The organism is Streptomyces sp. NPDC050528, assembly GCF_044457795.1.
GTDB lineage: Bacteria > Actinomycetota > Actinomycetes > Streptomycetales > Streptomycetaceae > Streptomyces.
The window spans coordinates 239,465-262,135 of sequence record NZ_JBITHH010000004.1 but is presented as its reverse complement, the minus strand read 5'-3'; the positions used below and the strand labels follow the sequence as shown (position 1 = coordinate 262,135).

The 22,671-nt window shown below is 70.8% G+C and carries 17 protein-coding genes; 8 read left to right on the top strand and 9 right to left on the bottom strand.

The window, feature by feature from the left end; translation table 11 throughout:
• Positions 1-5 precede the first annotated feature (5 nt).
• From ACIBK4_RS16070 to ACIBK4_RS16045, 6 genes are all read right to left on the bottom strand, one after another.
• Positions 6-1,838 carry a hypothetical protein gene (locus ACIBK4_RS16070; RefSeq protein WP_398995309.1) on the bottom strand — a complete coding sequence of 611 codons (1,833 nt, stop codon included), beginning with the start codon at positions 1,836-1,838 and terminating at the stop codon, positions 6-8.
• 53 nt (positions 1,839-1,891) lie between these two features.
• Positions 1,892-3,610, bottom strand: a complete 1,719-nt coding sequence (locus ACIBK4_RS16065) for a hypothetical protein (protein WP_398995308.1) — start codon at positions 3,608-3,610, stop codon at positions 1,892-1,894.
• Positions 3,611-3,612: 2 nt separating this feature from the next.
• Positions 3,613-4,515 (bottom strand): carbohydrate ABC transporter permease, encoded by a 903-nt coding sequence (locus ACIBK4_RS16060; protein ID WP_398995306.1) that lies wholly within the window; start codon positions 4,513-4,515, stop codon positions 3,613-3,615.
• Positions 4,512-5,426 (bottom strand): carbohydrate ABC transporter permease, encoded by a 915-nt coding sequence (locus ACIBK4_RS16055; protein WP_398995305.1) that lies wholly within the window; start codon positions 5,424-5,426, stop codon positions 4,512-4,514. The genes ACIBK4_RS16060 and ACIBK4_RS16055 overlap by 4 nt, the downstream gene beginning before the upstream one ends.
• 118 nt (positions 5,427-5,544) lie before the next feature.
• Positions 5,545-6,867, bottom strand: a complete 1,323-nt coding sequence (locus tag ACIBK4_RS16050; RefSeq protein WP_398995304.1) for an extracellular solute-binding protein — start codon at positions 6,865-6,867, stop codon at positions 5,545-5,547.
• 278 nt (positions 6,868-7,145) lie between these two features.
• Positions 7,146-8,279: an ROK family protein gene (locus ACIBK4_RS16045; RefSeq protein WP_398995303.1), complete on the bottom strand. Its 1,134-nt coding sequence runs from the start codon at positions 8,277-8,279 to the stop codon at positions 7,146-7,148.
• Between the two features lie 295 nt (positions 8,280-8,574).
• On the opposite strand from ACIBK4_RS16045, the gene ACIBK4_RS16040 reads away from it, so the two are divergent.
• The 5 genes from ACIBK4_RS16040 to ACIBK4_RS16020 all read left to right on the top strand — a co-directional run bounded on the left by ACIBK4_RS16040 (position 8,575) and on the right by ACIBK4_RS16020 (position 15,155).
• A complete protein-coding gene (locus ACIBK4_RS16040; RefSeq protein ID WP_398995301.1) occupies positions 8,575-9,474 on the top strand; it encodes an N-acetylglucosamine kinase in 900 nt (299 codons plus the stop codon).
• A gap of 199 nt (positions 9,475-9,673) precedes the next feature.
• Positions 9,674-11,602, top strand: coding sequence for a phosphatase PAP2 family protein (locus ACIBK4_RS16035; RefSeq protein WP_398995299.1), 1,929 nt, complete (start codon positions 9,674-9,676; stop codon positions 11,600-11,602).
• 92 nt (positions 11,603-11,694) lie between these two features.
• The gene (locus ACIBK4_RS16030; protein ID WP_398995297.1) at positions 11,695-13,428 is read left to right on the top strand and encodes an ArnT family glycosyltransferase; all 1,734 of its coding nucleotides are present in this window, start codon (positions 11,695-11,697) and stop codon (positions 13,426-13,428) included.
• A 67-nt stretch (positions 13,429-13,495) separates the two neighbouring features.
• Positions 13,496-14,416, top strand: a complete 921-nt coding sequence (locus tag ACIBK4_RS16025) for a MurR/RpiR family transcriptional regulator (RefSeq protein WP_398995295.1) — start codon at positions 13,496-13,498, stop codon at positions 14,414-14,416.
• Positions 14,417-14,780: 364 nt separating this feature from the next.
• The gene (locus ACIBK4_RS16020; protein ID WP_019064417.1) at positions 14,781-15,155 is read left to right on the top strand and encodes a hypothetical protein; all 375 of its coding nucleotides are present in this window, start codon (positions 14,781-14,783) and stop codon (positions 15,153-15,155) included.
• A 255-nt stretch (positions 15,156-15,410) separates the two neighbouring features.
• Here ACIBK4_RS16020 and ACIBK4_RS16015 read toward each other — a convergent pair whose 3' ends face one another.
• From ACIBK4_RS16015 to ACIBK4_RS16005, 3 genes are all read right to left on the bottom strand, one after another.
• Complete coding sequence (locus tag ACIBK4_RS16015; protein WP_398995293.1) at positions 15,411-16,067, bottom strand: peptidoglycan-binding protein; 657 nt, start codon at positions 16,065-16,067, stop codon at positions 15,411-15,413.
• An 87-nt stretch (positions 16,068-16,154) separates the two neighbouring features.
• Positions 16,155-16,991: a hypothetical protein gene (locus ACIBK4_RS16010; RefSeq protein WP_398995291.1), complete on the bottom strand. Its 837-nt coding sequence runs from the start codon at positions 16,989-16,991 to the stop codon at positions 16,155-16,157.
• A 58-nt stretch (positions 16,992-17,049) separates the two neighbouring features.
• Positions 17,050-18,162 (bottom strand): substrate-binding domain-containing protein, encoded by a 1,113-nt coding sequence (locus tag ACIBK4_RS16005; RefSeq protein ID WP_398995290.1) that lies wholly within the window; start codon positions 18,160-18,162, stop codon positions 17,050-17,052.
• Between the two features lie 215 nt (positions 18,163-18,377).
• On the opposite strand from ACIBK4_RS16005, the gene ACIBK4_RS16000 reads away from it, so the two are divergent.
• The 3 genes from ACIBK4_RS16000 to ACIBK4_RS15990 all read left to right on the top strand — a co-directional run bounded on the left by ACIBK4_RS16000 (position 18,378) and on the right by ACIBK4_RS15990 (position 22,619).
• Positions 18,378-19,049 (top strand): TetR family transcriptional regulator, encoded by a 672-nt coding sequence (locus ACIBK4_RS16000; RefSeq protein WP_398995778.1) that lies wholly within the window; start codon positions 18,378-18,380, stop codon positions 19,047-19,049.
• A 172-nt stretch (positions 19,050-19,221) separates the two neighbouring features.
• Entirely contained in the window at positions 19,222-19,635 is a 414-nt protein-coding gene (locus tag ACIBK4_RS15995) for a Zn-ribbon domain-containing OB-fold protein (protein WP_398995288.1), read from the top strand.
• Positions 19,636-19,835: 200 nt separating this feature from the next.
• Entirely contained in the window at positions 19,836-22,619 is a 2,784-nt protein-coding gene (locus ACIBK4_RS15990; protein WP_398995286.1) for a hypothetical protein, read from the top strand.
• Positions 22,620-22,671: the final 52 nt, after the last annotated feature.

Here is a 22,671-nt window from a genome sequence, read left to right as displayed (position 1 = left end):
GGCCCTCAGGCACGCAGGGTGAGCTCCGGCTCCGCGTCGGCGTCGCCCGCCGGGTCGCCGATCACCGCGGTGAACGCCTCGGTACGCACGGTCAGTCCGTCCTCGCCGGTCTCGAAGACGGGCGTGAAGTCACTGTCCCCGGGTCCGTACCGTACGGCGAACACGTGCAGGTGCTCCGGCGCGCCCGGTGCCGGGTCGGCCTCCAGTGCCGTGGAGCTGACCAGGTGGAGCCAGCCCTCGTCGGGGTTGCCGTAGCCGCGCGGGTCGGCGGCGAGGGCGAACGCCGCCTCCTGCTGGGTGAGTTCGGAGCGGGCGTCGAAGTGGTCGGCGCCCTCGCCGGTCGGGTGGGTGAGGCGCAGGGTGCCCGCGGAGGTGACGTCGCCCTCCGCCGTCCGGCGCACCCGGTCCCCGTCGTCCGCCGCGTAGGGCAGCCCGGCCAGCAAGTACGGTTCTCCGTCGAGCCGTTCGACGGCCACCGTCATCCAGAGGCGTGTGCCGTCGGTGACGTACAGGGACTGGATGTGCCGCAGGACGTGGTCGCGGCCGACGACCGGCTTGGTGACCAACTTGGCTGTCAGGCCGTCGACTTGGAGGTCCCGGACCCGTACCTCGCCCATCGGGCGGCACAGCAGGAAGCCGTCGAGCACCGGGCCGAAGCCGTGCTGGCGGTTCACGGCGGCGGGCAGGTAGTACGTGCCGTCCGCCTCGACCAGTGACGGGGTCATCTTGCTGTCGAAGGCCACCGAGACGGTACCGGCGCGCAGTTGATGCCGGGCGGCCGCTGTGGACGGGGTGCGGTGCCAGCGCGTGCTGTCCTGGATCTGCCAGACCAGCATCCACGCGAAGTGGCCGTCCACTCCCCCGTCGGGCTTGACCGCGTGCCGGGCCCAGCGGCTGTCGCCCCGGTAGCGGCCGATGTCCGAGCCGATACGGCTGCCGAAATAGCGCAGGCCGAGAACGGATTCGAAGGCGGAGTGCTGTTCGCTGTAGCGGGGGCCGCCGTTGTCGAAGCCGCCGTTGGTGAGGCGTGCGTCGATGTAGCGGGCCAGCGCCTCCCCGTCCTCGGCGAAGACCTCCTCGCCGCTGACGATGTGGGCCTGCGCGAGGAACGACAGGGAGATCGGGCCGTAGTTGTTGTCGTACGCGCCGCCGTGCTCGGGCGGGAGGAGGGCGCCGCGGTCGCTCACGCGGTGGGCGCGGATCTCGTCGGCGTACACGCGGAGCGCGCGGGTGCGGACCGACTCGCCTTCCCCCGAAGGGAGATGGCGGGCCAGCATCAGGCCGCCGACGACGCATCCGATGGCCTGGTTGCCGGCTTCCTGCGGGTTGAAGAAGGTCGCCTCGGTGAGCCAGCGCCAGTAGCCGTGCGCCAACTCGACCAGCTCGGCGCGCTGTTCGTCGTCGACGAGGCCGTCCGTCGCGTCCAGGATGTTGACCGCCTGGAGCAGCGCCCATGCCGTGCTCGGCCAGTCGCCGATGGGGTGGGCGCCCGCCTCCAGGACGTAACGGGCGTACGGGAGACCGGAGTTGCGGACCCTCAGGTTCGGGTAGCCGGGGTTGTCCTCGGTGTAGACGCGCTCGCGGAGGTGGAAGGCGAGGCTGCGCCGTACCGCCTCCGGCAGCCGCTGGTCCTTGCCGCGCTGCCAGGCGAAGGCCAGCAGGGAGGTGATCCCGAGCGAGGTGTCCCCGATGTCGTCGTAGCAGTCGGGGTGTTCGAGGTTGCCCTCCGGTGTGATGCGCCGCAGGGCCTGCTCGACGACATCGGCGAGGACCGCGTCGTAGGCCTCCGGGGTGTCGGGGAGGTGGTGCAACGGGCCGCGCTGGTGAGGGAGTTGCATCGGGGTGGGTCAGCCCTTCATGCCTGAGGTGGCCATGGCGTGGGTCGTCGGAGTCAGGAGGCGGGTGCGGGGCGGCGGGTGCGCAGGGCGACGGTCAGGGTCTGCGGGCCGTGTCCACCGAGGTAGACGCGGTTCCCCGTCGTCGCGTCGGTGCCGCCGACCACGGTGTGGTCCTGGCCCGGGTCGTACCGTAGTACGTCGCTCTGGTCGGGTCCTGCGAGGGGTTCGCCCGTCTCGACGGTGGCCTCGACGCGGATCTCGTCGTCGCCGACGCGGTAGGTCAGCGGCTCGGTCGTCAGGCACCAGCGGCCCTCGCCGATCGGTTCGGCGCCCTCGACAACACCCCCTGGCCGGAAGGTGAGTTCGAGGGACCAGGGCACCTGGGGGCCGCTGATGTCGATCCGGAGGTCGGCCCCGTCCTCCCGCAGGTCGGCCTCGACCCGGGTCGTGTGGGAGACCTCGTCCTGAGGGCGGTCGGGGAAGGCCATCGCCGCGGAGAAGCGGCCCTCGTCCACCAGGCGGTAGGCGCCGTCGTCGCGCCTCCGGTCCTTCGGGAGCGGCTGGTAGTAGGCCGTGGTGAGGGTCTGGGTGAGCCGGTACCGGTTGTCGGCGAGCTGTTCCATGTCGGCGGCACGGAACGGACCCAGGTCGAAGAACACCCGCGAGAGACGGACCGCGTCGAGGACGGCGGCACCGGCGAACAGGCGCAGGAAGGTGGGGTTGCAGGCGAGGCCCGAGCGGATGCGCCGGTGTTCGGGCACGTCGGAGCCGCCGTAGAGGACGCTGTGCGCGGTGGTGGAAGTGCGGGAGGCGAGGCGGGCCGTGGTGAAGTACCGGTCGCGGGGCAGGAGTTCGGGCGTCGGTGTCGGCAGCTCGTGGCACAGGTCGGGGGTGAGGAAGGTCTCGGCGAGCAGGTTCGGGTCCTCGATGCCTCCGGCCGCCGCCGAGCGTGCCGCTCTGCCGAAGTCGCCCCGGCCGGTGCGGATCGCGAGCAGCCGGTAGTGCGGCAGGTAGGGCCACAGCGCGAACGAGAGCCTCTGGTCCTGGCGGCGCGAGTGGACGGTCTCCACCGTGCCGTCCGGTCTGATCAGGTCCAGGGTCGCGGCGAGGTTGCGTTCGACGGCGTCCAGCAGGTCGGTACGCCCGAGCACCTCGGCCAACAGCAGCAGCGACGGGTTGGTCACCAGGGCCGCGTAGACGGCACTGCGTTCCGAGTACAGGCCCTCCGCGTCGATGTCGACGCCCTCGGCGAGCCACTGCTCGGCGCGGTCGAGCAGCCGGTCGTCGGGGAACGAGCGGTGCAGCCGGGCCAGCGCCGCGGACAGTTCCCAGCGGTGGTTCGGGGTGTGCACTCCGCCGGTCAGGAGACTGGGGGTGGCGGCGTCGGCGATCTCGGCGAGGGCGGCCGTCACCTCGTCCAGTTCCGGTCCCGCGCCGGCGGCGAGGACGTGCGCGTCGCACACGTCGTTGACGGTGAACGCGGAGTCGGGCGGTGACTGGACGTTGTCTCCGCCCGCGAAGAGACCGGAGGGCGTCTGCACGGCCCGCAGGGCGCGGAGGTGGGTCGTCGCGGCGGCGAGGGCCTGTCCGCTGCCGTGCAGGGCCGAGTCAGGGGAACGGTAGGCCGCGATCAGGGTCTTGACCCGGCGCGCCAGACCACGGTGCGGCACACCGGCGGGTTCCTCGTCGGGGCCGGCCGCCAGCGGGGCGGCCGACCGGTCGGCGGCGCCGGCCGCCGCGCGGACGAAATCGTGGTCGAGCGGGGTGGGCAAGGTCAGTCCTTCAGTCCGGCGTTGATGTCGGCGCTCATGACGTACCGCTGGAAGACCAGGAAGATGACGATCAGCGGGATCATCGAGATGACCGAACCGCCCAGCAGCACCGACCAGTTGATGTTCTGCGCGCCGACGAGGCTCTGGATGCCGATCTGCACGGTGAACTTGTTGGGGTCGTTCAGCATCAGCAGCGGCCAGATGTAGTCGTTCCACCGCCACTGGAAGGACAGGATGGCCAGGGTCAGCATGATGGGCCGGGAGATCGGCACCATGATCCGCAGGAAGATCGACAGTTCACGGGCGCCGTCGATGCGGGCGGCTTCCACGAGTTCGTCGGGGACCGTCAGGAAGAACTGGCGGAACATGAAGCAGCCGGTCGCGGTGAGCACGGCCGGGAGGATGATGCCGCCGAACGTGTTGTAGAGGCCGAGGTCGCGGACCACCAGGAACTCGGGGGCGAGCATGACCTCGGACGGCAGCATCGTGGTGGCCAGGATGCAGAGGAAGAAGAACTTCAGCCACCTGTTGTTGTACTTGGCCAGCGCGTACCCGGTGCAGCAGCTGACCCCCACCGTGAGGATCGTCGTGATCACGCACACGAGGGCCGTGTTGATGAAGTACTGGGAGAAGTTGGCGCTGTCCCACGCCGCCTTGTAACCCGACAGCGTGGGGTTGTGCGGCAGCACCGTCAGCGGAAGGGAGAACAGGTCTCCGGCCGGCTTGAAGGAGCTGAGGACGAACCAGGCGACCGGCAGCCCATAGAGGGCCGCGAGGATCCACAGCAGTGTCGTCGCGGGTACCGCGCTCCGCAGCCCGCCGTCACGCCCGTTGCGTCGCTGCCTCTTGGAAAGGGTCCGGGCGGAATCGGTGTCGACCGGACGCGGCGTGTCTGTGGTTGTCATCGGTTCTCCACCCGCCGGTTGACGATCAGCTGGATGATCGCGACGGCCATCAGGATGAGCATGAGCACGAACGACGCGGCGCTCGCGTAGCCGATCTGGCCCCGGTTGAAGCCGGTCTGATAGATGTACTGGACAAGCAGGTTGTTCGAGGTACCCGGTCCGCCGTTGTTGAGGGAGACGAAGAGCGGATACTCCTTCATCGCGTTGATCGTGTTGAGCAGGATCACGATGAACGAGGTGGGCGCGATGCTCGGCAGCGTGATGCTCCTGAACTGGCGCCAGGGGCCGGCACCGTCGAGCGAGGCCGCCTCGTAGTACGACACCGGCACGTTCTTGATCGCCGCGATGAACAGCAGCATCGAGAAGGCCGTGCCCCACCAGGCACCCGCCATCACCACGACGCCCAGCGACAGGTCCGCGTTCGACTGCCACGCGATCGCGTGCCCGCCGAGCTTCTCGATGACGTAGTTGATCAGTCCGAAGTTCTCACCGAACAGCCACCGCCACAGGACACCCACGACGATGGGCGAGATGAGCCACGGGATGAAGAAGACGACACGCGCGACCGACGCGCCCTTGGCCTGCTTGCTCACCACCAGGTTGGCGATGAACAGCGAGAGGACGAAGTTCAGCGGCACGACGAGCACGGTGTACAGCAGCGTCCGGAACAGCGCGTCGTAGAAAGTGGAGTCCCCGAACAGGTTCTGGTAGTTGTCCAGCCCGATGAACTGGAACGCCCCCACACCCGTGTAGTTCGTGAACGAGTAGACGAGCCCGATCACCGCCGGCCACACGAAGAACAACGCGAAGAGCACGACGTTGGCCGCGATGAGGACGAGCGGCGCGAGGGTGTAGGTGCTTCGTCGTTTCCTGGGCGGCCTCACGGACACGTCCGCGGCGCTTTTTGTCATCTTCCTGACTTCCGTGCTGGTGGAATGGATCGCTGTCGGCTCACGTCATGAGCCGGGCATCACGTGGGCGACCAGGGCGGGCGGCGGTGATCCCGCCGCCCGGCCCTCTGGCCCAGGATCAGCCGCCGACCGCCGTGTTGTAGCCGTCCACGATGTTCTGCAGGGCCTTGTCGGCCGACTGCTGGCCGTTGATCGCCTTCCCGAGCTCCGTCTTGGTCGGGTCCTCGGTGAGGCTCTTGCCCTTCAGCACCCAGTTCGTCTGCGCGCCGTTGAAGTAACCCGAGATCGGGGCGTAGAGCGGGATCTCCTCGTTGTACAGCTTGAACGCCGCCTGCGCCGCCGCCGACTTGAAGGGGTACTTCGGGCTCAGACCGCTCTCGACGGGGAGGAACCCGGAGGTCTCGACCAGCTCGGTGTAGTTCTTCGGCTCGTACACCCAGGACATGAACTTCTGCGCGGCGGTGGCCGCGGCCCCGTTGTTGTTGAAGCCGACCATCATGCCGCCGCTGTTGACGTCACTGGCCTGCACCGGCTGGGCGGGGGTCGGGACGCTCGCCCATTCGAACTTCTTGATGCTGTCCGCGAAGGCGGGCACCTGCCACACGCCGGACCAGTAGGCGACGACGTCACCGCTCTGGAACATGGCGGACGGGTCGGCGCCGCTGGTCCACACCGACTTCGGCATGGTCTTGTCGTCGTTCCATCCGACGAAGGTGTTCACGGCCTTCTTGGTCGCCGCGTCCACCGAGAACTTACCGGAGGAATCGGCGTGGACGTACTTCCCGCCCATCTCGTACACCATGGCGCGGAGCCGGGACGGGGACTGGTCGAACGTCAGGGAGTACTTGGCGCCGGTCTTCTCGCGCACCTTGTTCGCCGCCGCGATGAACTCGGTCCAGGTCCAGGTCTTCGCCGGCGAGGCGGGGACGGCGACGCCGGCCTTCTCGAACAGCGACTTGTTGATGAACAGGCCGGACGCGGTGACGTCCGAGGGGATGGCCAGCACCTTCCCGGACGAGTCCTTCGCGAGGAAGTTGGAGTTGATGTTGTAACTCTTGTTGTTCGCGATGGACTTGAGGTCGATCAGCTTGCTCGACCAGATCGGGTCCAGCGCCGGCACGTCCGCCACGTCGGGCAGCGAGTTCGCCTGCGCGGCGTTGTGCAGCTTCGTCGTGTACCCGTCGTAGGGGATGTTGACGAGCTTGACCTTGACGCCGGTTTCCTTCTTGTACTGCGCGACCAGCTTCTTCCAGCCCGCGTCCTGCCCCGGAACCGTGGAGATCCAGAACGTCAGCGACTTGGACGTGCCGCCGGAGCCGGACCCCGACCCGCAGGCGGAGAGCAACAGGGCTCCTGCCGCGGTCGCGGCAGCGAGGGGAACCAGGCGGCGCATGCCGCCGCGGCCGAGTCGGCTGGAGCGCCGCACACCCACAGTGGTCATCTTCGATCCCTTTTTCGTCGTAGGAGACGGAGCACGGCGCCGACCGATGCGGCACGGGTGCATTTTGCAGGAAAGGTCGCTTTCCGGGGGCACGGCCTCGCCCGGCCGCGTCGTCCACGCGGGGCGAGATCCCCGGCCGCCATGGCCGTCACCGCACAAGCACACCCTCGTGCGGTTGCCGTACGTCACGTACGGGCTGAGAAGACTCACCCCAAGTCGGCGTCCCGACCGACTTAGAAAGCGCTTGTCCGGACATTGGCAGACCAAGTCGGAGGCCGTCAATCCTTCACCCCCGCACCATCGGTCACGGTTTGGACTCCTCTGGCGACCGCGAGCCGGGCGGCGCCCACCACGGTGCCGAGATCGCCGACCGTGCTGCTGACCACCTCGGTGGGCCAGCTCAGCCGCCCCAGCTCGGCCCGCACCCCGGGCAGGAGCTGCGGGTCGGTGCCCGTACTGCCGCCCAGGACGATCAGTCCGGGATCCAGTACGGCGGCCACGGCGGCGGCGAGACGGCCTACGTCGGCGGCATGACGGCCGACCACCGCACTCGCCGTGGCCTGCCCCCGCCCGGCCAGGGCGAAGAGCCCCTCCGCGCTGTCGGGGCACGGCCCGTCGGCGTCCCGCCAGGCCGCGGCCGCCCGGCGCAGCAGCGAGCGGGAGCCGACGTACTCCTCCAGGGCCTCACGGCGCGGCTCCACGGCGTCGTCCCAGGGGTAGGGCAGCCGGGCGAGCTCACCGGCCGCGCCGTTCGCGCCGCGCAGCACCTGGCCGCCGACGACGATGCCGAGGCCGATACCGACGCCGATGCGCAGATAGCCGAAGGTGTTGCGGCCCCGGGCGGCACCTTCGTGCAGCTCGGCGAGGGCGGCGCAGTTGACGTTGTTCTCCAGGTGGACCGGCACGCCCGGCGGCAGGGCGACCGTCATGGCGTCGAACACCGGGCCCGCCTTGGCGGTCGCGGGGCGCATCCCGGCGCCCGCCCGGTCCCGCGCCAGGACGTCACCGACGGCGACGACGACCGTGCGCAGCGGGATGCCGGCCGGCAGCTCGTCGAGGGCCTCGCGCACGGCGTCGGCGGCGTTCTCCCGGGGACGGGTGGCCTCGGCCAGCAGGGTGCCGTCGAGGGCGCAGCCGCGCACCCGGGTGAAGGCGGGGCCGAGGTCGACGGCGAGTACGGCGCCGGCGGCCGGGCCGAGGCGGTAGACGGCGGCGTTGCGGCCCGTGCCGCCGGAGGCGGTGCCGGAGTGGGCGGCCAGCCCGACGCTCTCCAGTTCCACGACGGCGGAGGACACCGTCGGCTTGGACAGGCCCGCCAGGGTCGCGAGCTGCGGCCGGGTCGCGCTGCCGGCTCTGGCCAGCACCTCGAACACCGCGCTCGCGCTCTCGGTCAGCCGAGACGCCTGCGTCACGACGTGTTCCACACTTCCCCCAGTTCACAGGCCGCGCTCCCGGAGGGTGTCCGTGGGATGCGGCGATGGGATGTCCTGACGTCACGCGGGCCCGGACGACGGTCCCTGTGACCGAGTTCGCGATGACTCTTGACGCACTGTACTTCGTTAGTTAACTTCCTAACGAACGTCACGGTACTCGCCTGCCGTGGTCCGTCAGAAGCCCGTCCCGGGGCTTCCCTAGTGCTTCAACTGCCGGTCCCCCGGACACGGTTCGCCCACCGTCGCAGCACAGCGCAACGACGAAAGAGGTTCCGTGCAGGACTTCACGCCCCTCGTGGTCGGCATCGACGTGGGTGGCACCAAGACACATCTGCGCGCGTGCGCGGGCGCGGATGTCGTCACCGACCACATCCGTACGAGCAGCGGCTGGCGGCCGCACGACCCCGTGGCCGCCGCCGACTGGCTGACCGCACTCGTCCAGGACACCCTGCCCGCACATGTGCGCCCGTCCGCGGTCGCCGTGGGCGGGCACGCCTGTGAGACACCCCGCCAGTGCGCAGAGATCCGTGCCGCACTGGAAGAGCGTCTCAAGGTGCCCGTGCTTGTCGTGGGGGACGCCGAACTGCTCGTCCCCGCGGCCGGGTTGGACAAGGGGGTCGGTCTGGTGGCCGGCACCGGTTCCGTCGCGGTGGGCCTCCTCGCCGACGGCAGCCGGCTCCAAGTGGGCGGCTGGGGCGCGGTGTTGGGGGACGAGGGCGGAGCCGCCGGACTCGTCCGCGAGGCGGCCCGCGCCGCCTGGGCCGCGCACGACCGGGGCGAGGCTCCGGACGAACTCGCCCTGGGACTCGTCGAGGCGTTCGGCGTGGCCGAAGTGCCCGCGCTGGGCGCCGCGTTGGAAAGCGCTTCCGACGTCTCCGCCGACTGGGGACGGCACGCCCGTGTCGTCTTCGCCGCGGCCGACGCCGGCTCGCTCCTCGCGCGCGAGGTGATAACCGAGGCCGGACAGTCCCTCGCCGCACTCGTCGTACGGCTCGCCGAACGCGGCGTCCCCGTCGACGACGTGGTGGTCTCGGGCGGCACCGTCCTCGCCCAGCCCCGCCTGTACGACGCCCTCACCGCCGCGCTCGCCGAGCGGGTGCCGGGGGCGCGGCCGTGGCCCATCCAGGTGCCGCCCGTCGAGGGCGCGGTGGCGCTGGCCCGATCGATCCTGTGAACCGCACGGCCCCCGTTCACCCGGGGGTCATGTGATGGACGCCGAACCCCTTCCAACGGGACACGGCTCGCCGTAAACCTTCGCACGTACGCACCAACCGACGTATGCGCTTTCTCGCGTCGCACCACGCACCCCGAACCACAGCCGATCGCACGACCCCGCCGGCCTCACCGCCGTAGAACTCAAGAGAGGCACACCCATGCCGTCACCCGCCGGGCAGCGCACGAACGACGTTCGACCCGCCGTGAACAGACGTGGTTTCCTCAAGACCTCGCTCGGCGCGACGGCCGGGGTGGTCGCCGCGCCCACGCTGGTCAGCTGGCTGGCCGCCGCGGACGCCAAGGCCACCACCGCTCCGCTGCCGTTCGTGGACGACTACAAGACGAACGTCATCACGAACCTGACGCCCGAGACCAACGCCGTGGTCCGGGTCCTCGGCGGCATGGCGCAGATATGGAAGACCGGCGCCGCCTGGAACACCGGCACGCCGCTGCGGCCCGAGATCCTGCGTGCCAACGTGCGGTACTGCGTCGACCTCACCACACACCGCACCGAGGCCCAGGCGAAGGAGGCGTTCCTCTACGACCGCCAGCACCAGAGCTACGCGATGATCGCGGGCCTGGGTCCGCTGGCCGACCTCTACAAGTCCGGTGCCCTGGCCGTCACTTCGATCACCAGCGCCCCCGACGGCACGCCCGCCACCACGATCAACGACGCCGTCCCGGCCGACGCGCCCGCCGGTTCCGCGCTCGGCGCGGGCTCGCACGACTCGGCGCTCGGCAAGGTGGCCGAACTGGTCGACACGCTGCGCGGCAACTACGCGTCGGGCAACCCGGGCAAGTACGCCTACCAGTACCCGCGTCCGTGGCGCATGAACGAGAAGAGCGAGGTCGTCGACACCGGCAAGGTCGACTCACTCGGCTTCCCGGTCTACGACTCCAAGGTGATCGTCGCGCCCCAACTCCTGCGCCAGCGCAGCACGTCGCCGGTCGACGACGGCGGTTTCCCCAGCGGCCACACCAACGCCTTCCACCTGGCGGGCCTCGCCTACGCGTACGCCGTACCGGAGCGCTTCCAGGAACTGGTCACCCGCACCCTGGAGTTGAGCCACACCCGGATCATGGCCGGCATGCACTCCACGGTCGACGTCATCGGCGGCCGCATCATGGCCACCGCGCTCGCCGCCGCAACGCTCGCCGACCCGGCCAACGCGACGCTCAAGGCGGCCGCACGCGCGCAGGCCCTCGCCTACTTCGAGGCGAAGACCGGCACGACGGCGGACACCCTGTACGCGTACGCCCACTCGGCGACCACCGCGACCGACCCGTACGCGGACCGGACCGCCAACTCCCGGGTCGTGGAGCCCAAGTTCACCTACGTGCTGACCCGCAGCGGCCGCGACAAGCCGCTGACCGTGCCCAAGGGCGCGGAGGTGCTGCTGGAGACCCGGCTGCCCTACCTCGACGCGGCCCAGCGACGCGCGGTGCTGCGCACCACCGCGCTGCCGTCCGGGTACGTCCTGCTCGACGGGTTCGAGCAGTGGGGCCGCCTCAACCTCTTCGCGGCGGCGGACGGTTACGGCTCCTTCGAGTCCGACGTCGTCGTCTCCCTCGACGCGGCGGCCGGCGGCTTCGGCGCGGCCGACGCCTGGCGCAACGACATCGACGGCTGCGGCGGCCTGACCAAGCAGGGCACCGGCACGCTCACCCTGACCGGGCACAACGCCTACACGGGCGGGACCGTGCTCAAGTCCGGTGCGCTGGTTGCCGGTTCGGCGCACGCGCTGGGCCACGGTGACGTGAGCGTGCTCGGCGGTTCGCTGCGGGTCTCGGAGTCCGTGCAGATCCACGGCGCCTACACCCAGCAGTCCGCCACCCTTGAGGTCACGCTCCGCTCGGGCCACCAGCCCTCCGTCGAGATCACCCGGCGCGCGACCCTCGGCAAGGGCAGCACCCTGTCCCTGCGATTCGACGCCGAGCACCCGCCGGTCGCGGGCTCCACGGTGCGGGTCCTGGGCGCGTCCTCGCTGCGCGGCCAGTTCGACAGCATCACGGTGAACTCGGACAAGCTGCGGGCCGTACCCGTGTATACGGCGGAAGGTCTGTCGGTACGACTCCTGAAGCGGTGACGCCCCTGGTGGCGGGAGCGATGCGACAGTAGGGCCATGACCCGGCCCCGGCTCGCTCCCGCCACCACACGGCCGGCCTCACCGCAGGGCGGATGATGGCGCGCGAACAGCACTCGGTCCTCGACCCCGACACGCTCGACGACGGCGGTGGCGGGGACGCGCCGCCGCGCGCCCGCGAGTCCCGGTCGACACGCCTCTACGCCGGGCTACGGCGCCGCAAGCGCCGGCTGTTGCCCCTCCTCGTGGTGGTGCTCCTCGCGCAGATGGCCGCCGTGATGATCACGACCGCCGTCCAGCAGACACCGACCATCGACGAGCCGGTCTACGTGGCCACGGCCACCGTCTATCTGCGCGAGCACAGCCTCGACTACAACCCCGAGCACCCGCCCCTCGGGAAGCTGGTGATCGCCGCCGGGATCGCGATCGCCAACCCGCATTTCGACACCGACTACCAAGGCGACCAGGGGGCGTTGGGCCGTCATCTGCTCTACGAGTCGGGCAACGACCCCTGGCGGCTGATGTTCTGGGCCCGGCTCCCGGTGATCGTGCTGACCCTACTGTTCGGGCTCGTCGTGTTCGCCTTCGCGCGTGAACTCGTGGGCCCGGCACGTGGGTTGGTGGCGCTCGCCTTGTACGCGTTCTCGCCCGATGTCATCGCGCACGGTTCGCTGGCGACGCTCGACGTGCCCGAGGCCGGTTTTCTGCTGACGTCGGTGTGGCTGCTGTGGCGGGCGCGACGGCGCCCGAAGCTGTATCTGCCGCTCGCGGGGGTCGCACTCGGGGCCGCCGTAGCGACGAAGATGAGCGCCCTGCCGGCCGTCCCCGTGCTCATGCTCCTCGCCGTCGCGTCGGTGTGGTCCGCCCGCCGCCCGGCCGAACGTGCCGCCCGGCTGCGGGTGTTGGCGCTCGGTGCGGCGGGCGCGGTCGCCATGGCCGTCGTCGCGCTGGCCGTCGTCTGGGCGTCGTATCTCGTCGTCGATCCGCAGCTGCGGTTCACGTCCACGGAACCGGTGCCCGTGATCCACGGCCTGCGCGGGCAGTTGGTGCCGCTCCTGCCGTTCCCGCGGGCGTTCCGGGACGGGATGCTCATCCAGTTCGGCCTGGAGGACTACCCGTGGCAGGGCTTCCTGTTCGGGCACCTCTACACCGGGTCGCACTGGTACTACCTGCCGGTGGCGCTGATGGTGAAGACACCGCTCGGCATGATCGCGCTGTGGGCGGCGGGTGCCGTCGCGGTCGTGGCGGTACGGCGGCTGCGGCCCGCGGCGCCGTATCTGCTGGTCCCGACCGCCGTGCTGCTGGCCACGGCGATGGACGGTTCACGGGACTTCGGTACCCGGTACGCCATCTTCGTGCCGATGTTCCTGGCGGTCGCGGCGGCCTGTGTGCCGGCACTGCGGACGTGGTGGCGGTGGGCTCCGCTGTCCACGGGGCTGCTGGTGGCGTTCGTCGCGGTGAGTTCGCTGCGGACGTTTCCCTACTATCTGCCGTACTCCAACGAGGCGTTCGGCGGTCCGGCGAAGACCTATCTGCGGCTGCACGACTCCAACGTGGACTGGGGCCAGGACCTCGGGCGCCTCGCCGACCGGCTGCACGAGCGGTACGCGGGCGAGCGGGTCTGGCTCGTCTACAAGGGCAGCAGTGTGCCGTCGTACTACGGCATCGAGTCGTCCGATCCCCGCAAGGTAGGGGTGCGCGATGTGCACGGACTGCTGGTCGTCTCGGACACCGCGATCGACAAAGCCCGGGGAAAACTGGCCGAGTTGATCGACAGCAGTCGTCCGATCGATCAAGTCGGTCATTCGATCACGATCTACCGGCGCTGATCGCTCTCTGGTCACAACGCTCTGTGAGCTATGTTCAGTGGCTGTGGGAGACAAAGGAAGCGCACCGGTGCCATCGCCGCAGCAGGCACGCGCCCAGGCATCCGCGATCACCTCGGGCAAGACCGACCCGGAAGTCGGCGCGGCACCGACTTCCCAGCTCAGAGAACTCTTCGACGGGCCACGGCTGTCGCCGGGTCAGCGGCGCATCGCCCAGTACCTGATCGAGCACATCACCGAGGCGGCGTTCCTCTCCATCACCGATCTCGCGGAGCGCGTCGGCGTCAGCCAGCCCTCGGTGACCCGGTTCGCCGCGGCCGTCGGCTTCAGCGGTTACCCGGCGCTACGGGAGCGGCTCCAGGCGATCGCCCTGCGCACCCTCGCGGGCGGCCCGGCGGCCGAGGAGAACCGGAGCAACGAACTGCAGGCCGCGGTCGACGCCGAGATCGAGAACCTGGAGAACCTGCGCCGGGACTTCGCCGACCCCGACCGGCTGATCGAGGTGGGCCGCGAACTGTCGGCGTCCACCCCGCTCACCGTCCTCGGCCTGCGCATCTCCGTCTCGCTCGCCGAGTACTTCGCGTACGCGGCACGCCGTATCCACCCCGACGTACGGCTGGTGACCCGGGGCGGCAGCGTCGCCTACGACGCGATCCTGCAGTCACGCGAGGCGGGCGGCACCTGGCTGCTCGCGTTCGACATGCCGCGGCACGCGCACGAGACGCTCACCGCGCTCCGGGTGGCGCGCAGCGCCGGGCTCAAGGTGGCCCTCGTGACCGATCTGGCGCTCGGTGCGCTAGCCGACGAGGCCGACGTCACCTTCGCCACCGGCACCGGTTCCCGCCTGGTCTTCGACTCGTACGCCGCGCCCGGCGTCATGGCGTCCGCCCTGCTCCAGGCCATGACGGACGCCGATCCGGAGCGGACCCAGGCCCGCCTGGAGGACTACGAACAGATCGCCGAGCAGCACCAGTTCTTCATGCGGGACTGACCGACCCCTCCCCCTCGAACAACTTCACATGGGGATGATTCCGCCCATTTCGCGTATGAATGTTTTCATACGCCTTGCAAAGCGGACGGCATATATAAATACTGCTCACGGATCGCACCCGCCCCGAGAAAGTCCGGCCCGCCCATGCGCACGACCGTTCCACCCGCCGCGCCGGCGACACCTCTTTCCCGGGGCCCTCGCACGAGCACTCCCAGCCGCCGTCTCCTACCCGCGTCGGCGCCGGGTGTGCTCGGTAGGGCATCGCCTGCGCGAGCGCCCAGGGCGGCCTCGGTCATCCCCTGGGCCGGGGCCGCCCCACACCGTCGACCCACCCCCGCGACGCCGCACACCGGGAAGCGATGACATGCAACTGACCACCACGCGCATCAGCCAGGACTGGCCCTGTCAGGTCAAGACTCCGGGCAGCTACGACTGGGAGCGCTCTGCGGCCAAGTGGCTGCGCGAGCTGGTGCCGGCCCGCTACGCCAGCTATCCCGCGTTCATCCGCCATCCCGTGCTGCTCGCCCGCCATGCGCAGATCCAGGTCCAGCACGAGATCCGGGTGGCCCGGACCGCCCTGCAGACCGCGCGGGCCGACCTGCCCGGCATCGGCCTGCCCGAGTCGGTCATCGAGCACACCATCAAGCTGTACGCCGCCGAGGTCCTTCAGCTCCAGCACATCGCGCGCAGCGTCCGCGCGGTGACCGAGGCGCTGGTCGGGCACAGCACGGGACGCTGACCCCACCGCCGGCCGGGGTCTCAGTCGTCGTCGCGGTGCCGCCAGTACCAGAACACGCCCACGACGAGGGCCAGCAGAAGGACTCCGGGCAGGATCAGACCGGGGACGCGGGAGCCGTTCATCGGCGTGGCCTTCGGTTCGCAGCGGGCACGACACCGCCGACCTGCGGCGCCGCGCTGTCCATGATGGGGCTCTACGGCCCCGACAGCACCGGACTTTCCGCAGGCCTTGCCCCGCGTTCGGAACGTCGTTCGCCTACTGGCCGTCGTCGAGCGTCGTGCGGGACTCCAGGTCCTTGCGCGTGTCGTCGCCGTAGACGCCGTTCTCGTCGCCCCGGATGCCGTACCAGAGCTGGAAGCGGGCGACCGCGGCCGTGAGCGTCGCGTCGTACTCGCCGCTGGTGGAGCCGTTCTCGTAGACGTTCGGGATGCGCAGGAGGCGTTGCTCCAGTTCCTTCACCTCGGGGCCGCTGTCGCCCTCGCGGAGGGTGCCGGCGCCGTCCGGGTCGGCGGTGGTGTCGGCCGTGGCCGTGGCGGACGCCACCGGAGTGGGGGTGGCGACCGGCTGGGCCGTGCTGGCCTCGCCCTTGCCGGGCAGCAGCAGGGCGCAGGCGAAACCGACCAGCGCGGCGGCGCTCACGCCGACCACGATCGCGGCCCGGCGCAGACCGGGCCCGAAGGGACTGGTGGCCGGCAGCGGGGGCAACTCGCCGGTTACGGGCGGCAGTTCCTGGGTCTCGGCCTCGGAGCCGAAGAACGGCCGGGGCACCGGCACCGACTCGAAGACGGAGGAGTCCCGGCGGGGCTCCCGCATCAGCTCCGCGAGATTGTCGGAGCGGCGGCGACGCAGGACTCGGGCGGGTTCCAGGACCGGGCCGCCGGGCGACGATCCCGGTTCGGGCGGTGTAGACACACTGCTCTCCTTCCGTTCCGCGCGCACGGACTTCCGCCATCCCCCTGGAGAGATACGCGCGCACGGCCGCCGGAGTTCAGCGCAACCTCACGCTCGCACGAACCGGTGCAGGGACGCCTTCAGCGCGGCGACGAACGCGTCCCGCCGCATGTCGTCGAGCGCGTCCAGGGAGAGGTACGGGTTGAGGTCCTCCAGCTCGACCAGGAGCAGCTCGCCGTCCGGGGCGCGGCAGGCGTCGACGCGCTGGATGCCGTGGTCGATGGCGTTCCAGTCGACGAACCGCTGCGCGAACTCCAGGTCCCCGGGGGTGAGTTCGTACGGTTCGAGCTGCCAGCGCTTCTCGGTGTCCGGGGCATGAAGGGCGTACTGGAAGTCGTGGTCGACGAAGTAGAAGGACACCTCGTACGAGAAGTCGACGCACGGCTGGACCAGGACGCTCCCGTCGATCAGCGCGGGGAGGCGGTCCGCCGGGACGATCTCCAGGCCTATCGAGTCGGCGCCGAGTTTGGGCTTGACCACATAGCGGTCCGTGCGGGGCAGCCGGTCGAGGTCCTCGACGCGGTCGACGGTCGGGATGACCGGGAACCCGGCGGCGCTCAGGTCGAGGAGGTACTGCTTGCCCGCCATGTCCGCGCGGCCCGACAGCTGGTTGTAGACACGGGCCCCGGTGCGGAGCGCGTGCTCGCGGAACGCGGCGTACTGCGCCGGATATCCGAGCACGGGACCGCTGTTGCGGACCACGACCGCGTCGAAGCCGTCCATCAGCGCGGCCGCGTCCAGTGGATGACACAGCGCCAGGTCGAAGTCCTCGCGCAGCCGGGAGGTCAGGTCGATGTCCTCGTCGCAGTAGCGGCGCCCGCGGGCCGGATAGGCCAGGTCCGTGACGTACAGGACGCGGGGGCGGGCGAGGGGTGTGGAGGGCATACGGGGTCTCCTCAGTCGAGAGCGTTCGCGCGGAATGATCAAAACGGTCGGCCCGCGGTCAGTGGGCGAGCGTTTTGGCTCCGCAGGACGAGCGAATCCTCAACTCGGGGAGGAGTTCGACGTGTTGACGCGGGGCAGGGCGGCGTCCGCTGCCGCGCTCGGCGAGCCGTTGCAGGAGGAGCTGCGCGGCCGCCTCCCCCACCGCACGCTTCGGAGGAGCCACGGCGGTGAGCGGGACGTCGGCGAGCGGGGCGACCTCGTCGTCGTAGGCGATCAGCGCCAGGTCGTCCGGGACACGGATCCCGCGGGCCTGGAGGCGGGGCACGAGCACGATCGCGTCCTCGTCGCTGTGCACGAGGGCGGCGGTGACTCCGCGCTCGCGGACCGCGTCGACGAGGTAGTCCACGCTCGATTCGTAGTCGCCGTGTTCGCGGACGGACGGGGCGCCCCGGGCGTCGTCGAGACCGAGGGAGCGTACGGCCGACTCGTAGCCGGCGAGGATCCGCTCGGCGTGTGGGCCTTCCTGGAGTACGGCGGTGATCCGGCGGTGGCCGAGGGCGGCGAAGTGGCCGACGGCGACGGCGGCTCCGTGGGCGCGGTCGGTGCGCACCCGGTCGAGGGCGGCGGCGGGGTTGCCGGGCGGGGCGGAGCGTTCGACCAGGACGGTGGGCACACCCCGGTCGAGGAGCCACTCTTCCTGGCCGTCGACGGGGGCGCCTCCCGACCAACTCGGCGCGACGAGCAGCCCTTGCGCGCCGCCCGCGACGAGGTGCCCGGCCTGGACGGCGTCCTCCGTGTCGACGTATCCGGAGACCCCGAGGACGAGTCGGCCGCCCTGCGCTCCCACGGCCTCGCGGGCGCCGCGCACTATGTCGGCGAAGATCGAGGCGGTGGTCGGCACGATCATTCCGATCACGACGCCCTCGGCGGACGGCGCGGACTCGGCGGGCTCCTGCCGCGCCCGCACTCCTACGGTGCTCGCGCCGCCCGGCCACACCACCGCGCCGTGCAGCCGGTGCACCCGGCCCTGACCGGCCAGCGCCTCCACGTCACGCCTCAACGTGACGGCGGAGACGCCGAGTTCGGCCGCGAGTTCGGCGACCCGCAGGCTGCCGCGCTCACGGACGAGTTCGAGCACCCGCTCATGGCGCTGGTCGACGTGGAGTCGCATGGGTCCCCCTGAAAGCCGTGCTGGTCACGGTCACTCTATGCCGCGGATCGTATCGACCGACTCGACCGTCGCGATCACATCGGTCGTATCGATCAAAACGATCCGCGTCGTCGGATCCGCACCTCGGAGGGGACTCAGTTCCCCGTCGGATGCGCACCGAGTGCCATCCGTGCCGGCCTGGTGCTACGTTCCCGTCCATGAGCTCCAAGCCGCCCATGCGGGACGCCCTGGTGGCGGCCGCGTTCCAGCTGTTCCTGGAGCGGGGCTACGAACAGACCACCATCGACGACATCGTGGCGCTGGCCGGGGTGGGACGGCGGTCGTTCTTCCGCTACTTCCCGTCCAAGGAGGACGTGGTCTTCCCCGACCACGAGCGCTGTCTGGCCGACATGACGGCCTTCCTCTCCGCCGGCGGCGACGAGCACGAACCCGTGCGGCGGGTCTGCGACGCGGCCCGGCTCGTACTGCGCATGTACAACGAGAACCCGACCTTCTCCGTGCAGCGTTACCGCCTCACCAAGAAGGTGCCGGGCCTGCGCGCGTACGAGCTGTCGGTGGTGTGGCGCTACGAGCGTGCCCTCGCCGACTATCTGCGCGGGCGCTTCGCCGGGCGGCGCGACGGGACGCTGCAGGCGGACGTGATCGCCGCCGCCGTGGTCGCGGCGCACAACAACGCCCTGCGTTCCTGGCTGCGTTCGGACGGACAGCGCGACGCGGGCGCCGAGGTGGACCACGCGCTGGGGTATGTGCAGTCCGCCTTCGGGCCCCCTCCGGAACCGCCCGTCGCGGAACAGCGGCCCGAGGACGTCGTGGTGGTCGTCTCCCGGCGCGGGGTCCCGCTGTGGCGCGTCGTCCAGGAGGTGGAGACCGCGCTCGGCCGCGACTGAACCGGCACGGCCACACGCCCGAATCAGCGCATTCAAGGGTACGCAGTGTCTTTACGCTTGGCACTGAGTGCCATACACTGAGGTCGTGCACGGTCGCACGGCGAACCGCGCACCTGCGTGCCCGGCCCGGCCGCGCGCGCGGGATTCCGGCCGAGCGCAGGGAGTTGACAGCGTGTACCACCACTCAGGATTCGCGACCCGTCCGGCAGTCGGCTCCCCGGCGGGCCTCCTCGATCCGCCCACGGCAGACCGGGACACCATCCTCTTCCAGCGCTGCACCTGGTGCGCGACGGCCATGTACCACCGGCTGTTGTGCCCGGTCTGTCAGGGCGGCGACCTGCGCACGGAGCGCAGCGCGGGCACCGGCACGGTCCGCCACTCCACGACGGTGCACCGCAATACCCCCGCCGCCCGCAATGTGTCGCTGATCGAGATGGCCGAGGGCTTCGTGGTGCGCGGCCGGGTCATCGGCCCGCCCATCGGCATCCACAGCGGCGACCGCGTCCGGCTGTCGACGGCCAAGGACCCGGTGCGGGGCGAACCGGTCTTCCAACTCGTCGACGAGCCGTACCGGGCCTGGCACTGACCTCCACGCCGACCGACATCGATCGGCGAACGGTGCCCGAACGGCCTTAGCGCGGGGCCGAGTTCGAGCCCGGCCCGACGAAGATCGGCCGAATCCTCCTCCACAGGCAACCCACAGGCTCCGCTTCTCGTCCTCCGGGGCGCGAGAGGCTCCCGTGACAGACGGGGCGCCTGAGCCTGGGGTTCGAGGAGGAGAACACATTGTTCCGCGCCCGGCGAATATGGGTCACGGCCGCGACGGTGCTCGCGGTGGCGGGAGGGATGTCCGGGTCGGCGCAGGCGGCGCCACCGTCGGACGCCGGACCGTTCACGGCGACGGCGGCAGCCGACGACGGCACTCTTCCGCCGGGTTGGCGGATCACGGGGAAGGGTTCCGCGCAGCAGCTGGTCTGGCGCTCGGGCAAGCGGGTGCCCATGGGGGACGCGCGCGTCGAGTTCCATGCCGGCGGCCGGCTCCTCGGCGTACCGCGACCGGCGAAGGACGGACGGACGTTCCGGCTCGGCCTCGGCGCCGTCGCACCACGGCAGCTGACGGACCTTCAGGTCCTGGCCGCGGGGCGGCGGTTGGACGCCGCCGGTGACAACAGCGGTTCCGGCAACGGGCGTTCTGAGGCCGTCGCGCGACCGGCGGCCCCGCTCCCGGCCGGTGCGATCGACCCCGGCAAGCCGGGCTCGTACCGTACGACGACCGGTGAGTACACGCTCAACTCGGTTCGCCTGCCCGGGTATCCGCAGCCGATCGAGATGCAGGCCGTCGTGGTCGCGCCCAAGGGCGCCACCGGCAAGCGGCCGCTCGCGCTCTTCCTGCACGGCCGGCACTACACCTGCTACAAGCCCGGCACCGAGGACATCACCGGCGACTGGCCCTGCCCCACCGGCCTCAAGTCGGTTCCGAGCTACCGGGGTTATCTGCGCGACCAGCAACTCCTCGCCTCCCAGGGCTATGTGACGGTGTCGATCTCCGCGAACGGCATCAACGCCCAGGACGCCGATGTCGAGGACGCCGGCGCGGAAGGCCGTTCGTCGCTGGTCCGGCAGCACCTGGCCCGCTGGGCCGAGTGGTCCGCCCACCCGGAGACGGCCCCGGCGGTGGTCCGGAACGCGCCCCGCGCCGACCTCTCCCGCGTCCTGCTCGTCGGGCACTCGCGCGGTGGCGAGGGCGTCAACCGGGCGGCGATGGACAGCCTCTACCCGCCGCCGGCCGCCCAGGACGGCTATCGCGGCCCGGTGCGCTGGAAGATCCGCGGCACCGTCCTCATCGGCCCCACGATCTTCGGCCAGAACCCGGTGGCCGACGTGCCGTCGGCGACGATCCTGCCCGGCTGCGACGGCGACGTCTCCGACCTCCAGGGCGAGGTGTACGTCGACGGCACGCGCGGAGTCAGCAAGGGCACCGCCCTGCACAGCGCGGTCTACGTCGAGGGCGCCGACCACAACTTCTTCAACACCGAGTGGACGCCGGGCCAGGCCGAGGCGCCCGCGTCCGACGACTTCTACGACGACCCCGACCAGCGGGACGCGGTGTGCTCACCGGGTGCCGCAACTCGTCTGACCGCCGACCAGCAGCACAAGGCGGGCTCGACCTACATCGCCACGGCGGCACGGCTGTTCGTCGCCGGGGACGACCGGGCGCGCGAGCTGCTCGACGGCTCCGGCCGCCGGGCCCCCTCGGCGGACCCCGCGCGCGTCCTCACCCACGCGGTGGGCGCGAACCGTGGCGCCGGGTTCCTGCCGGACGGTCAAGTCACCGTCTCGGGAGGCAAGTTGTGCTCCGCGGTGGATCCCGACCCGGCCGTCGCCTGCCTGGACGCCGACACGAAGGGCAGCTCCCCGCACTTCGCATCCTGGGAGGCCTCGAAGGAGGTCGGCCGCCGCGCCGTCGCCCTGCGCTGGTCCTCGGCCGGTTCGAAGGTGACGGTACGTCCGGGCAAGCCGGTCTCCCTCGGCGGCGCCAAGGATCTCGCCCTGCGCGTGATCGTGCCGCCGAACACCACCGGCACCCAGCTCGACGTGTCCCTCACCGACACCGCCGGCCACCGCGCGACCCTCGGCCGCGTCCGCGTCGACGGCCTGCCCGGCACCGAGCGCACCGCCTCGTACTGGGCCCGCGAGGTCCGGGTACCGCTGACGGCCGCCTCCCACGCGGGGCTCGACCTGAAGCGCGTCAAGTCCCTTGACCTGACCCCGCGTTCACGCTCCGGCAAGGCCTGGCTGATGGACGCCTGGGGCTGGCGCCCCGGCACCCCGGCGGCCGTCCCGGCCCCGCTCCCCCGCGTCGACATCGGCCGACTCACCGTCAAGGAGGGCGACTCGGGCGTCAAGACGTACCGCGTGCCCGTCCAGGTCTCCGGCCACGGCAGCGGCCAGGTCCGCGTCTACATCAACAACCCGGCCACGAACCAGGACACTTCACGCCTGGTGACCGTACGGCCCGGCGGCAACAGCATCGACGTACCGGTGAAGGTGGAGGGCAACACCCGCTTCGACTACGGTGTCCAGCACGACATCTATGTGAAGGCGGTGCACGGCGCGGTCGTCGGCGCCCACCGGGGTGGGGTGACCGCCGAGAACGACGACCCGATGCCGACGTTCAAGGTCACCCCGGTCGCGGACCGGGTCACCGAGGGCCGGCCCCTCAAGTGGAAGGTGACGCTGTCCGCACCGGCCGACGTGGAGCTGAACCCGTCGTTCATCGTCCAACCGGTCACCACGGGCCCGGAGTTGTCCACCCTGGACGTCGACCCGACATGGCTCCGCGAGAACTCCGGTGAGGAACCCGCGCCGGAGCGCGCCCTGTCCAAGGTGCCCCTGTTCCTGTGGACATCCGTCCCGACGGGACAGCTCAGCGCGGAGATCAGCGTGCCCACGATCACCGACCAGGTGACCGAACAGCCCGAGTCCGTACGGTTCGTGGCCGTGAACGAGAACGGGGACCCGCAGAGCGGCGGACCTGAACTGACCGGCACGGTGCTCGACGCGTCGTAGCGGAAAGCCGTAACGGGCCGTCCAGCAAACGCCGTAAGAAGTGAAGGGGCCG

Excerpts from the sequence above, each read along its gene's own strand:
- ACIBK4_RS16070 (WP_398995309.1), bottom strand. The coding sequence starts at position 1,838 with ATGCAACTCCCTCACCAGCGCGGCCCGTTGCACCACCTCCCCGACACC.
- ACIBK4_RS16035 (WP_398995299.1), top strand. The coding sequence starts at position 9,674 with ATGCCGTCACCCGCCGGGCAGCGCACGAACGACGTTCGACCCGCCGTG.
- ACIBK4_RS16000 (WP_398995778.1), top strand. The coding sequence starts at position 18,378 with ATGCGGGACGCCCTGGTGGCGGCCGCGTTCCAGCTGTTCCTGGAGCGG.
- ACIBK4_RS16030 (WP_398995297.1), top strand. The coding sequence starts at position 11,695 with ATGATGGCGCGCGAACAGCACTCGGTCCTCGACCCCGACACGCTCGAC.
- ACIBK4_RS16005 (WP_398995290.1), bottom strand. The coding sequence starts at position 18,162 with ATGCGACTCCACGTCGACCAGCGCCATGAGCGGGTGCTCGAACTCGTC.
- ACIBK4_RS16050 (WP_398995304.1), bottom strand. The coding sequence starts at position 6,867 with ATGACCACTGTGGGTGTGCGGCGCTCCAGCCGACTCGGCCGCGGCGGC.
- ACIBK4_RS16055 (WP_398995305.1), bottom strand. The coding sequence starts at position 5,426 with ATGACAAAAAGCGCCGCGGACGTGTCCGTGAGGCCGCCCAGGAAACGA.
- ACIBK4_RS16010 (WP_398995291.1), bottom strand. The coding sequence starts at position 16,991 with ATGCCCTCCACACCCCTCGCCCGCCCCCGCGTCCTGTACGTCACGGAC.
- ACIBK4_RS16060 (WP_398995306.1), bottom strand. The coding sequence starts at position 4,515 with ATGACAACCACAGACACGCCGCGTCCGGTCGACACCGATTCCGCCCGG.
- ACIBK4_RS16020 (WP_019064417.1), top strand. The coding sequence starts at position 14,781 with ATGCAACTGACCACCACGCGCATCAGCCAGGACTGGCCCTGTCAGGTC.